The organism is Sphingomonas epibiotica, assembly GCF_039615155.1.
Lineage (GTDB): Bacteria > Pseudomonadota > Alphaproteobacteria > Sphingomonadales > Sphingomonadaceae > Sphingomonas.
Genome location: NZ_JBDGHY010000009.1, coordinates 25,588 through 37,323 on the forward strand (window position 1 = coordinate 25,588; position 11,736 = coordinate 37,323).

Annotated in this window: 15 protein-coding genes; 7 read left to right on the forward strand and 8 right to left on the reverse strand. The window is 66.8% G+C overall.

Going from position 1 to position 11,736, the window contains the following annotated elements:
- Positions 1–79: 79 nt before the first annotated feature.
- The 8 genes from AAIO73_RS16970 to AAIO73_RS17005 all read right to left on the reverse strand — a co-directional run bounded on the left by AAIO73_RS16970 (position 80) and on the right by AAIO73_RS17005 (position 6,505).
- Positions 80–826, reverse strand: a complete 747-nt coding sequence (locus tag AAIO73_RS16970; protein ID WP_345879577.1) for a sigma-70 family RNA polymerase sigma factor — start codon at positions 824–826, stop codon at positions 80–82.
- A complete protein-coding gene (flhA, locus tag AAIO73_RS16975; protein WP_526023822.1) occupies positions 823–2,922 on the reverse strand; it encodes a flagellar biosynthesis protein FlhA in 2,100 nt (699 codons plus the stop codon). Before flhA ends, AAIO73_RS16970 begins: the two co-directional genes overlap by 4 nt.
- A complete protein-coding gene (locus AAIO73_RS16980; RefSeq protein ID WP_345879581.1) occupies positions 2,922–3,821 on the reverse strand; it encodes a lytic transglycosylase domain-containing protein in 900 nt (299 codons plus the stop codon). The genes flhA and AAIO73_RS16980 overlap by 1 nt, the downstream gene beginning before the upstream one ends.
- A 228-nt stretch (positions 3,822–4,049) precedes the next feature.
- Entirely contained in the window at positions 4,050–4,388 is a 339-nt protein-coding gene (locus AAIO73_RS16985) for a flagellar protein FlgN (protein ID WP_345879582.1), read from the reverse strand.
- On the reverse strand, positions 4,375–4,677 hold the full coding sequence (flgM, locus tag AAIO73_RS16990) for a flagellar biosynthesis anti-sigma factor FlgM (RefSeq protein ID WP_345879584.1): 303 nt from the start codon (positions 4,675–4,677) through the stop codon (positions 4,375–4,377). The genes AAIO73_RS16985 and flgM overlap by 14 nt, the downstream gene beginning before the upstream one ends.
- Positions 4,678–4,779: 102 nt before the next feature.
- Positions 4,780–5,310, reverse strand: a complete 531-nt coding sequence (locus AAIO73_RS16995; RefSeq protein WP_345879586.1) for a flagella basal body P-ring formation protein FlgA — start codon at positions 5,308–5,310, stop codon at positions 4,780–4,782.
- Positions 5,307–5,855, reverse strand: coding sequence for an OmpA family protein (locus AAIO73_RS17000; RefSeq protein ID WP_345879588.1), 549 nt, complete (start codon positions 5,853–5,855; stop codon positions 5,307–5,309). Before AAIO73_RS17000 ends, AAIO73_RS16995 begins: the two co-directional genes overlap by 4 nt.
- Entirely contained in the window at positions 5,852–6,505 is a 654-nt protein-coding gene (locus AAIO73_RS17005; RefSeq protein WP_345879590.1) for a motility protein A, read from the reverse strand. The genes AAIO73_RS17000 and AAIO73_RS17005 overlap by 4 nt, the downstream gene beginning before the upstream one ends.
- A 194-nt stretch (positions 6,506–6,699) precedes the next feature.
- On the opposite strand from AAIO73_RS17005, the gene flgB reads away from it, so the two are divergent.
- Genes flgB through AAIO73_RS17040 form a run of 7 tightly spaced genes read left to right on the forward strand, consistent with a single transcriptional unit; the run spans position 6,700 to position 11,727 of the window.
- Positions 6,700–7,050, forward strand: a complete 351-nt coding sequence (flgB, locus tag AAIO73_RS17010) for a flagellar basal body rod protein FlgB (RefSeq protein WP_345879592.1) — start codon at positions 6,700–6,702, stop codon at positions 7,048–7,050.
- A 3-nt stretch (positions 7,051–7,053) separates the two neighbouring features.
- Positions 7,054–7,461: a flagellar basal body rod protein FlgC gene (flgC, locus tag AAIO73_RS17015; RefSeq protein WP_345879594.1), complete on the forward strand. Its 408-nt coding sequence runs from the start codon at positions 7,054–7,056 to the stop codon at positions 7,459–7,461.
- Positions 7,462–7,463: 2 nt separating this feature from the next.
- Entirely contained in the window at positions 7,464–8,138 is a 675-nt protein-coding gene (locus AAIO73_RS17020) for a flagellar hook assembly protein FlgD (RefSeq protein ID WP_345879596.1), read from the forward strand.
- Positions 8,139–8,172: 34 nt separating this feature from the next.
- A complete protein-coding gene (locus tag AAIO73_RS17025; protein WP_345879598.1) occupies positions 8,173–9,450 on the forward strand; it encodes a flagellar hook protein FlgE in 1,278 nt (425 codons plus the stop codon).
- A gap of 53 nt (positions 9,451–9,503) precedes the next feature.
- The gene (locus tag AAIO73_RS17030) at positions 9,504–10,256 is read left to right on the forward strand and encodes a flagellar basal-body rod protein FlgF (RefSeq protein WP_345879599.1); all 753 of its coding nucleotides are present in this window, start codon (positions 9,504–9,506) and stop codon (positions 10,254–10,256) included.
- Positions 10,257–10,268: 12 nt separating this feature from the next.
- A complete protein-coding gene (flgG, locus tag AAIO73_RS17035) occupies positions 10,269–11,057 on the forward strand; it encodes a flagellar basal-body rod protein FlgG (protein WP_345879601.1) in 789 nt (262 codons plus the stop codon).
- Positions 11,038–11,727, forward strand: coding sequence for a flagellar basal body L-ring protein FlgH (locus tag AAIO73_RS17040; protein ID WP_345879602.1), 690 nt, complete (start codon positions 11,038–11,040; stop codon positions 11,725–11,727). Before flgG ends, AAIO73_RS17040 begins: the two co-directional genes overlap by 20 nt.
- The last annotated feature ends 9 nt before the right edge of the window (positions 11,728–11,736 follow it).

Sequence of the window (11,736 nt, forward strand, 5' to 3'; positions counted from 1 at the left end):
TGAACTTCGTGAACTTTGGACGTCAGGACGGGGCCGGACCCAAGTCTGACCCCGCCCAAACCGCAGCAATTACAGCTTGTTACCCCGCCGCCCGTGCCAGCGCCTTTTTCAGCTTCTCATGCGCCAATTTCTTGATCTGGCAGATCCGCGCCGCACCGACGCCCAGCACCTGTCCGATTTCCTCGAGGTTCAGTTCCTCGACATAATAAAGCTGGATGACCTGCGCCTCGCGTTCGGGCAGCGCGGTGATCGCCGCGATCAACGCCTCGCGCAGCTCGCCCTCCGCCAGCGCCTCGAACGCATCGGGGCCGTCGTCCATGAACCACGGCGCTTCGTCGGTGTAGACGTCGTCGATCGAATCGAACTGGACCGACTGGACATCGGCATAGTCGGTGCGCAGCTTGGACAGCGGCACGTCCAGCCGCGCGGCGATCTCGGCCGGCACCGGCGCGCGGCCCAGTTCCTGCGTCAGCGCCGACACCGCCTTCGCATAGTCGCGCCGCCGCTTCATCGCGCCGCGGCTGATCGTCGCCTGCCGCCGCAGTTCGTCGATCATCGCCCCGCGCAGCCGGGTGCTGAGATATTGTTCGAACGTGACCGATCCGCGATCCTCGAACATCGGCACCGCCTCGACCAAGGCGACGAGGCCGACCTGCACCAGATCCTCGACATCGACCATACTGCTCATATGGCCATGGACGTGCCACGCGATCCGCCGGACCAGCGGCAGATGCTTGCGCACCAGCGCGTCGGCATCGTTCGGCCGGGCGCGCCGCGTATAGGTCGCGGCGTTCAGCTCGGGCTGCGGAAAGAAGGGGGCGTTCATGCGGGGATGGCCTCCGGGGCGCCGATGACGGCGACGACTTCGACTGCCTTGTCTTCGGGAACTTCGAAGAAGCTCATGACCGGGGTGTCGGGCAGGCAGGTCTTGACCAGCTTGCGGACGGCAACGCGGATCGACGGCTGCACGACCAGCGCGAACGGCTTGGCCTCGGCCATCAGCGGCTGCGCGGCATGGGTCAGCGCGTCGACGATGCGGCGGCCGAGATCGGGCTCGATCGCGTTGCGCCGCGACGGATCGCCGCGCATCGCCTGCCCAAGCAGCGCTTCGAGCTGCCCTTCGAGCGTCATCACGCGCAGCGGCTCGCGCACGCCGCACAGCTTCTGGATGATTAGCGCGCCCAGCTCGGGCCGGATCAGCTCGACGATCTCGTCGGCATCCTGCGTCCGTTGCGCGGTGACGGCGATGGCGGCGGCGATGCGGCGGAATTCCTTGAGCGGGATATTCTCGGCCAGCAGCGCGCGCAGCACCTGCGTCAGCGTGGTGAGCGTCAGCGGCTGCGGGCACAGCGCCGCCACCAGGCTCGCGGCCCGGTCCTTCAGACCGTCGAGCAGCGCCTGCACCTCGTCCGGACCCAGCAGCTCGGTCGCGTTGACGGTCAGCACATGGTTCAGATGGGTGGCAATCACCGTGCCGGCATCGACCACCAGGTAACCGGCACCCGTCGCGGCATCGGCATCGCCCGGCTGGATCCAGATCGCGTCGAGGCCGAAGGTCGGGTCCTTGGCGGTTTTCCCCTCGAGGAACCCGCCGACCGCCTGGCCGGTGTCGAGCGCCAGCATCTCGGTCGCCGACGCCATGTCCTCGCCGACGACGACGCCGCCGATCGAGATGCGATAGGTATAGGGGGCGAGATTGATGTCGTCGCGCACCTTCACCTGCGGCACGACGAAGCCGAGGTCCTTGGACAGCTGGCGGCGGACGCCGGTGATCCGGCTCATCAGCGGCGCGCCCTTGCGCTCGTCGACCAGCGGCACGAGGCCGTAGCCGATGTCGAGCATGATGTGGCAATTGTCGTTGACCTCGTCCCAGCCGATCTTCGACAGGTCGGCGGGTTCGGGCAGTGCCTCGACCGGCGGGGCGGGGGGCGGCGCGTTCTTCTGTTTGGCCAGCTTCCACGAAGCGAAGCCGGCAATGCCGGCGGCTGGTGCCAGCACGAGGAACGGCATGCCCGGCAGCATCGCCAGCAGGCCGAGGATGCCGGCGACCGGCGCCCAGGTGCGGTGCGACGCGAACTGCGTCCCGATCTGCGCGGCAAGGTCCTGCGAAGAGGTCGAGGTAACGCGGGTGACGATGGCGGCGGCGGCGATCGACAGCAGCAGCGAGGGCACCTGCGCGACCAGCGCGTCGCCGATCGCCAGCAGCACATAGGTCTGCGCCGCCTGTCCGACCGCCATCTGGTGGCTGACCACACCGAGGATCAGGCCGCCGACGATGTTGATCGCGAGGATCAGCAGGCCGGCGACCGCGTCGCCCTTCACGAACTTCGACGAACCGTCCATCGCGCCGTAGAAATCGGCTTCGGCGCCGGTCTCGATCCGCTTGGCACGCGCTTCGTCGGGGGTGATCAGGCCGGCGTTCAGGTCGGCGTCGATCGCCATCTGCTTGCCGGGCAGGGCGTCGAGGGTGAAGCGTGCCGACACTTCGGACACGCGGCCGGCACCCTTGGTCACCACGATCATGTTGATGATGATCAGGATCGAAAAGACGAAGAGACCGACGACATAGTCGCCGCCGATCAGGAAGGTGCCGAACGCCTCGATGACATGGCCCGCCGCCGCTTCGCCCTCATGGCCATGGACCAGCACGACGCGGGTCGATGCGACGTTGAGGCCGAGGCGGAACAGCGTCGCGAACAGCAGCACCGTCGGAAAGGCGGAGAAGTCGAGCGGCTTCTGCGCATTGAGCGCGACCATCAACACCGCGATCGAGATCATGATGTTCATGACGAAGAAGATGTCGAGCATGAACGCCGGGATCGGCACGACCATCAGCAGGACGAGCAGCAGGATCGCGGCGGGCAGCGCCGACCCGCGCATCGCGGGGAGCAGGCTCTTGGGATTGCTCAGGATCGCCTGCATCATGCGGCTCCCAGATTGGCGAGGATCGAATAGGCGAGCCGCGCCGATTCAGGGGTCGGGCGATAGAGCGAGGCCATCTGCGCCGGGTTCGCCGTCACGTCGCCGCCACGGCTGCGCACGACATTCAGATTGGCGATGGTCGATGCCAGCCATGCCTCGTCGCCGCCCTGCGCCTCGTTGCCCATGATGACGTCGCCGCCAAAGCCGTTCAGCATCACCGCCGGTTGCTGCATCCGGTTGACCGGGAAGCCGCCATCCTCGACGCCGCTGCCGCCGACGGCCTTGGCCCCGCGGTCGAGCTTCGCGCTCATCCGTTCGTAGATTTCGCCCAGCGAGCGCGGCTGGCCGCCCGGCGCGAAGAAGATCGACCGGTTGGCACGGGCGGCGGCGGGGAACATCGCGGCGGCCGACCGGTCGGGATTGGCCTGCATCGACGTCAGGAACTGGCGAGCACCGCCCAGCCCCAGGAAATGCGCCATATACAGGTCGGTACCGGTCGCATTGCGCCCCAGCGCGCCTTCGAGCGCGGACTTGTTGTCGGCGGCATGTTCGGCGGCCATCAGCGACGATGCCTGCGGATCGCTGCGCAGGTTCAGGATCGCGCGGCGCGTCGCGGGGTCGGCGACATAATAGCGGCCGTTGCTGCCTTGGCGGATGCTGTCGGACGCCCATCCCATGCCGTGTTCGGTGCCATGCGCCTTCACCACGCCCAGCCAGCTTTGCTCGACGAACTGGTACAGGCCGGTGGCGGAGGAGGTCGCGGCGCGGGCATTGGCGTGCAGGCCGCTCTCGACCTGTGCCTGACCCAGCAGGTAATTGAAATCGATACCGGTCCGCGCGCTCGCCGTCGCGATCGCGCTATGGACGTTGGACCTTGCTTCTACCGGAACGACATTCATCGGGCTGTGCTTCGCTTCCCCTGTTCGGGGAGCCACACAGCAAGCGACGTGCCAGTTTTGCTACCTGCTCGAACCAGATGCTGCCGTTCGTCCTGAGTAGCCATTGAGCCTGTCGAAATGGCGTATCGAAGGACCGTTCGGGCAGGAGCTTCGATACGGGTCGTCGACTGCGTTCAGCCCCTACTCAGCGCCAACGGTTGTGATCGGATTGGAAACTATGCGTATGGATCACCGATACGCCGCAGCCGCCGAGCGATGCGCCGAGGCGGCAATCCCCGGCCGGTAGGCCGGCAAACCCCCGCCGGTCAGCTGCTCGATCCGGCGCCGGACATTGGCCGACATCAGGTTGACATAGATGCGCGCGGTCTCGTTCAGCCGCTGCGCTTCGCGCGCCAGCGTTTCCAGCTCGGCGTCGAGCGGCACGTCGTCATTGGCGGCGACCGCCTCGATCCCCTGCAGCTTCATCGCCGTCGCGGTTTCCAGCGCGGTAACGTCGTTCGCCTGCATCGCGGCGATCTCCGCATGCAGGCTGTCGATGATCTGGATCAGCGCATCACGCCGGTTCATTGCTGTTCCAATCGAGTTTCAGGGCGATGAGCCGGTCGGCGATGGTGGCGGGCGACAGGGGGAAGCGGCCTTCGGCGATCGCCTTGCGGATCGTCGCGACCCGATCGGTATCGACCGGCGGCGATGCCGACATGGCGGCGGCGGTCGTGCCGCCCGACAGGAGTGCGACGCCGGTCTTGGGCGTCCCCTCCGCCGGCGGTGTCGCCGCGGCGCGTGTCTGTCCCTCGGGGCGTGCGATGGCACGCTGCCCGATCGACGTTACCCGCCTTGAACCGACTGAATCCACCATGTCCCCGTCCTTTGCGAACTGCTGACATGAGGAGAAACGGCGCCTTCCCGAACTTCTTTAGCAAAAATTACTGCGGATCGATTTTTTTCGATTTTCGCTGCTCTACCGCCCGAAGCCGGGCAGGGCGGCGCGCCCCGATTCCATCGCGATCGCCTGGATCGGCGGCTTGGCCGGGTCGACCTTGACCATCAGCCGCCCGCCGACCGGCGCGTCGCTCATCGCCACGCCGTCGCGGGTTATCGAAAAGCCTTCCGCCCCGGCTTCGATCATGATCGGGTCGCCGCGGCGGATCACCGGTTCGGGCTTGGCGGCGGCGGCGGCGACTGCCGGGGCGGCACGTTCGGGGACGATACGGGTCAGGCGGCGGACCGGGACATAGACTTTCCATGCCGGCGCCATGCAGCTGATGACCACCGCGTCCTGCCGTTCGGACAGCCAGTTGAACTGCGGCATCGCGCATTTCGCCAGCTTCAGGCGCGGATCGACCGGCATCTGCGCGCCGCCGTCCATGCCAATGCTGGCGCCGGTGAACTGCACGACCGCTTCATCGAGCTGCGCAGTCGACTGGAAATTCTGCGCCACGACGGCGGGGGCGGCGGTCAGCGACAGGATGGCGAGGATCGGACGGATCATTGGTCGGCTCCATGGACGGGGGCGGCAACGGGCGCCTGCCGGTCGGCAACGGCTTGCCGGTCGCCGGCAAAGCCAAGGTCGATCTGGACGCCCCGGCTGCCGGTGGCGGGCGGGGCAAAGGCGAGTTGGTCGGGCTGCACCGCGCCGTGGGCGACCAGCGCGGTGGCGACGGTCCGGGCGCGGTCGTTGGCAAGGATCGCGGCGCTGCCGGTCAGCGGGTCGACATCGCCGTCGGTGCTGCCGGTCAGCGTGACCTTTACCCGGGGATCGGCAGCAGCGGCGCGGACGAAGTCGAGCGTCCGACCATAGCTGGCCGGCATTGCCGCTGACCCGGTCGCAAACCCGTCGACGATCCCCCGATCCAGCGTCATCGGCGCGGCATCCGCATCGAAGCCTGCGCGGATGCCGGCGGCCAGCGCCTGCCGGTCAACCGTCTGCGACGCCTGCATAAAGACGAAGAACCCGACCAGCAGCAGCGACAGATCGGCCAGCGTCGTCAGCCACAATGGCCGTCCCGGCGCCACGTCGAACCGGTGCATCTTCATTCCGCCGCCTCCCGGAAATGCGGCCGCTCGCGCCTTGCCAGCGCGACCAGCGGTCCTTCGAACCGGCTGCGCTCGAACGCCTCGATCCGCGCCATCTGTCGCAGCCGTCCGGCGATCGGCATGCCGATCAGCGCGGCGACGATCGCGCCGTACAGCGTCGACAACAGCGACACCGCCATCGCCTTGCCGATCGCGGTCGGATCGGTCATCGCCATGAACATCTGCACCAGCCCGACCAGCGTTCCGATCATGCCCAGCGCCGGGGCCAGCTCGGCGACCGCCGCCCACATGTCGGCGGCGGCGAGGTGGCGTTCGGCGCGCGCGGCGTTGCGGTGGCTCAGCGTCTCGCCGACCGCATCCGGCCCGGCACCGTCGACGATCGCCGCGATCGCTTCGGCGATATCGGGATCGGCGATCTGCGACCGGTCGAGCGTCAGCACCCCGTGCCGCCGCGCGATCCGGGCCAATGCGGCAATCTGTTCGATGCCGGCATCGGCCGAAAACGGGCGACGCGGCAGGGTGGCGAGCGCGCGGATGGCGCGGCCCAGATCGGCAGGCGGCGTGCGGATCGCGATGGTCAGGATGGTCCCGCCGATCACGAACAGCGCAGCCAGCGGATCGGCATAGGGGGCAAGCAGCGACAGGTTCATGCCCGCCTTGCTGCAAGGGCGATGCCAGTTTGGCGGCGGCAAGCGCTTGCCGGGCCGCGGCGGGCGGTTGCCGCGATCATGGTTAAGGTCGCGGATATTCCGCGCATGGGCCGGGGTGCCGTGCAATTGGCACGCGCTTTGCTGTGATCCGTGGGGACGCGCATCCGGCGCGCCGCTCAGGAGATTTCGGGCCGATGGCCGACAACGCTCTGTTCGGGATACATGGGGCCGCGCTGAAGGTGCGGGCGCAGCGCATGGGGATGCTGGCGTCGAACATCGCCAATGCGTCCACGCCCGGGTTCAAGGCGAAGGACGTCGACTTCCGCGCGGCGCTGGCCGGGGTAGAGCGCGGCGGCAATGTCGACGGCGCGATCGATCGCAACACGCTCTATCGCCTGCCGGTGCAGCCCTCGATGGACGGCAACACCGTCGAACTGGTGACCGAACAGACCGCCTTCGCCGAGAACGCCGTCGCGTATCAGACGACGCTCGCGTTCCTGAACGGCCGCATCTCCACCATCACCCGCGCGCTGAAGGGGGAATAAGCGATGCCCGCGCCGATGAGCATCTTCGAAGTATCGGGCCGCGCCATGTCGGCGCAGCTGGTGCGCATGAACACCACCGCGTCGAACCTTGCCAATGCCGGCGCGGTCGCGACGACGCAGGAAAGCGCCTATCGCACGATGAAGCCGGTGTTCCGCACCAGCTTAGACGCGGCATCGGGCCTTGCCACCGTCGACGCGCGCGAAGTCGTGAAGGCGGGCGAGGCGCCGGCCAAGCGCTACGACCCCAGCAACCCGCTCGCCGATGCCGAGGGCAATGTCTGGGAAGCCGCCGTCGACGAACCGCGCGAGCTGGTCGACATGCTCGATGCCGCCCGCACCTATCAGAACAATGTCGAGGTGATGTCGACCGCCAAGTCGCTCATCACCGAAACCCTCCGTCTGGGACGCTGATCATGGCCACTACGTCTGTCCAGAACCTGCCGCAGCTAAGCGCAACGAACCAGGCGGCGGCGAAGTCGAAGCTGGGTCAGCGCTCGCTGGGCCAGGACGATTTCCTCCGCCTGATGACCGCGCAGCTGCAATATCAGGATCCGTTCAACCCGACCGACAACGGCCAGATGGTCGCGCAGATGGCGCAGTTCTCGTCGCTGTCGGGCATCACCGAAATGAGCTCGACGCTGAAGACGCTGGCGGCGAAGCTGGGCGGCAACGGCACCAGCGACGCCGTGTCGTGGATCGGCAAGGCGGTGCTGACCGACAGCCCGACTGCCAGCGCCGACAACAACGGCAACGTCAACGGCGCGGTCGAGCTCGACGGCGATGCCGCCAAGGTCGATCTCGAAATCCGCGACGCCAGCGGCGCGATCGCGCGCACCGTGTCGATGGGCGCGCAGCCCAAGGGCATGGTCGACTATCAATGGGACGGCACGACCGACAGCGGCCTTCCCGCCGGCACCGGCCCCTACACCATCTCGGTCGCCGCGTCGGATTCGACCGGCGTCGTGGTCAAGGCACGCAACCTCGCCTGGGCGGGCGTGTCCTCGGTGATGCCCAATGGCGGCAAGCCGACGCTGACGCTGTCGAACGGCGCGCAGGTCGCGGCCGACACCGTCCGCAAGATCGCCTGAACCCCTTTCTCAAGAATTCCCGCAGGAGCCTAGCATGTCCTTCTATACCTCGCTTTCCGGTCTCAAGGCGTCGCAGGTCGACATGGCGTCGATCTCGCACAACCTTGCCAACGTCGGCACCACCGGTTTCAAGAAGAGCCGCGCTGAATTCGCCGACGTGATCGCGTCGAACCTTGCCGTCGCGCCGACGCAGATGGTCGGTTCGGGTACGGTGGTGAAGGGCAATCGCCAGCAGTTCGGCGAAGGCAATCTCGTCCAGTCGTCCTCGTCGCTCGACATCGCGATCGCCGGTGACGGCTTCTTCGCACTGAAGCCCGATCCCAACAAGCAGGGCCTGGCCTTCACCCGCAACGGTTCGCTGCGCGTCGATGCGAACCAGTTCGTCACCGATGCGCAGGGCGCGCGGCTGCAGGTCTATCCGGTCGACGGCAACGGCAACGTCATCGCCACGACGCGCGCGTCGCTGACCGACCTCGTGCTCAACGGCACCTCGGGCAAGCCCAAGGGCACCGACGAAGTCACGCTTGGCATGAACATGAACGCCCGATCGGTCGTGCCATCGACCACCCCGTTCAGCCGTTTCGACTCGAGCAGCTACAACGAAGCGGTTTCGACCACCGTCTATGACGGCGCCGGCAATCCGATGACGATGACGACGTACATGGTGCGCACCACCGCCCCGGATAGCAATGCGACGAACCTTTCGAGCACGTGGAAGGCATATAGCTTCGTCGGTGACCAGGCGATGACGGCCGGGACCGACAAGACGCCGTCGGTGACGGTCGAGTTCAACGCGGCCGGCGAACTCGCCACGGCGGTCGAGCAAGATTTCAACTCGTTCATGCCCGCCAGCGGCATCGCGCAGCAGCAGATCAAGCTGACCATCCCAACGACCACGGTCTCGACGACCAAGCCGTTCAAGGTCGCACAACAGCTTCAGGACGGTGTCGAGGTCGGCCGCCTGCAGGGCGTGACGATCAACGAAAAGGGTATCGTAACCGCCAGCTATTCGAACGGCGATACCAAGCCGCTCGGACAGGTCGCAATCGTCAACTTCTCGAACGCGTCGGGCCTGCGCCAGATGGGCAACAGCAACTGGCAGGCGACAGGCCTGTCGGGCGATCCGACCTTCGCCAGCTCGGGCGAGAACGGTGCGGGCTCGCTGATGTCGGGCATGATCGAAGGGTCGAACGTCGACATCACCGAGGAACTGGTCGGGCTGATCGCCGCACAGCGCAATTTCCAGGCGAATTCGAAGGCGCTCGACACCTCGAACCAGATCACGCGCTCGATCCTCGACCTGCGCGCCTGATGGAACTGGCATGGCCCTTGCTGTGAAGCAGGGGTCATAACACGGAGGCTTCGATGGACCGGCTGGTCTACACTGCGATGTCGGGACTGCGCGGGCACATGGCGTCGCAGGCGACGATCGCGAACAACATCGCGAACGGATCGACGATCGGCTACCGCGCGGACAAGGTCGATTTCGAGCAGTTGTTGCTGAAGGGCAAGAACGGCGAACTCGAATCGCGCTCGCCTTCGTCGGAGGAAGTGCGTGACATGGACCGCCGGGCGGGCGCGATCCTCGCCACCGGCCGTCCGCTCGACATCGCGGTAGAGGGTGACGCATGGATCGCGGTCCAGGGCCCCGACGGCACCGAAGCCTATACCCGCCGAGGCGACCTGCAAATTACTGCCGCCGGCACGCTGGAGACCGGCGATCGCTTGCCGGTCATGGGCGTCGGCGGTCCGATCACGATACCGCCGGCCCAGTCGATCAACATCACCGCCGATGGCCGGGTGATGGTCGTGCCGCAGGGGTCACCCCCCGGCACGCCCGATCAGGAGGTCGGCCAGATCAAGCTGGTCAGCACCGCGGGCAGCGACACGGTCAAGGGCATCGACAATCTGCTGCACGTCCGCGGCGGCGGCGTCCTGCCGGGCGACATGACCGCGAAGGTGCGTGGCGGTGCGCTCGAACAATCGAACGTCAACATGACGCAGGCGCTGGTCGACATGATCGAGAACCAGCGGTCGTACGAAGTGCAGGCAGGCATGCTCAAGCAGGCGAAGGAGATGGATGAATCCTCCGCCAACCTGATGCGCGTCCAGAGTTAAGGGGAACAGGACATGGCAAACGCCGCACTGCATATCGCGCGCACCGGGCTGGACGCCCAGGATACGCGGATGCGCGTCATCTCGAACAACCTGGCGAACGTCAACACGACCGGGTTCAAGCGCGACCGTGCGTCGTTCGAGGCGATGAGCTACCAGATCATCACCGCACAGGGCGCCGCCTCGACGCAGGAATCGCGCTATGCGACCGGCCTCAACCTTGGCACCGGCGTCCGTATCCAGGGTACGGCCAGCATCCAGACGCAGGGCTCGCTCGCCACGACCGGCAACGCGCTCGACATGGCGATGGAGGGTGACGGCTATTTCCAGGTGCAGATGCCCGGCGGTCAGCTCGGCTATACCCGCGCCGGCAACTTCACCCGTTCGGCCGAAGGGCTGTTGGTTACGACCGAAGGCTATCAGGTGATGCCGGGCATCACCCTGCCCGAAGGCGCGACGTCGATCACCATCGGCAATGACGGCACCGTCAGCGCGACCATTCCCAACCAGACCGAAGCGACGGCGATCGGACAGATTCCGGTGGCATTGTTCGCCAACCCGGCCGGACTGATGCCGGCCGGTGACAATTTCCTGACCGAAACCGCCGCATCGGGCGCGCCGCAGCTCGGCGTCGCCGGCCTCGAAGGGCGCGCCCGCATCCGGCAGGGCATGCTCGAAAGCTCGAACGTCAACGTCGTCGAGGAACTCGTCGACATGATCGAGACGCAGCGCGCCTATGAGGTCAATTCGAAGATGATCTCGGCCACCGACGAAATGCTAAAATATGTCAATCAGAACATCTGACGCCGCACGCGCCGTCGCGTTCGCCGTGGTGGTACTGGCGGCGATGCCTGCCGACGCCCGCCCGCTGTTCGGCCGGAAGGCGCCGCGCGAATCCTACGCCGCGACGCCGGCCGCCGCGCCGGTCATGCCCGTCGTCGCCACCGGCGCGATCTTCCAGGTCGAACAGGGCTATGCGGCGCTCTACGAAGGATGGCGCGCGCGCAAGGTCGGTGATCCGCTGACCATCACCCTGGTCGAGCGTACCAGCGCGTCGAAATCGGCGGGATCGAAGCTCGACAGCAATGGTGGCTTCTCGATCACGCCGCCCTCGGTCGGGCCGCTGTCGTTCGACCCGAACATCGCCAAGGCATCGGGCGGCCGCAATTTCGGCGGCACCGGATCGGCAGATCAGACCAACGCGCTGTCGGGCGAACTCTCGGTCACCGTCGCCGAAGTCTATCCCAATGGCACGATGCTGGTGCAGGGGCAGAAGCGCGTGACGCTCAGCCGCGGGGACGAGGTCGTCGCGATCAAGGGCATCGTCCGCACCGCCGATGTCGATGCGAACAACCGCGTGCCGTCGACCCGCGTCGCCGATGCCCGCATTTCTTACACCGGCAAGGGCGATGTCGCCCGCGCCAGCCGGCAGGGGTGGCTCAGCCGCTTCTTCCAGGTCGTCAGCCCGTTCTAGGTTCCGCCC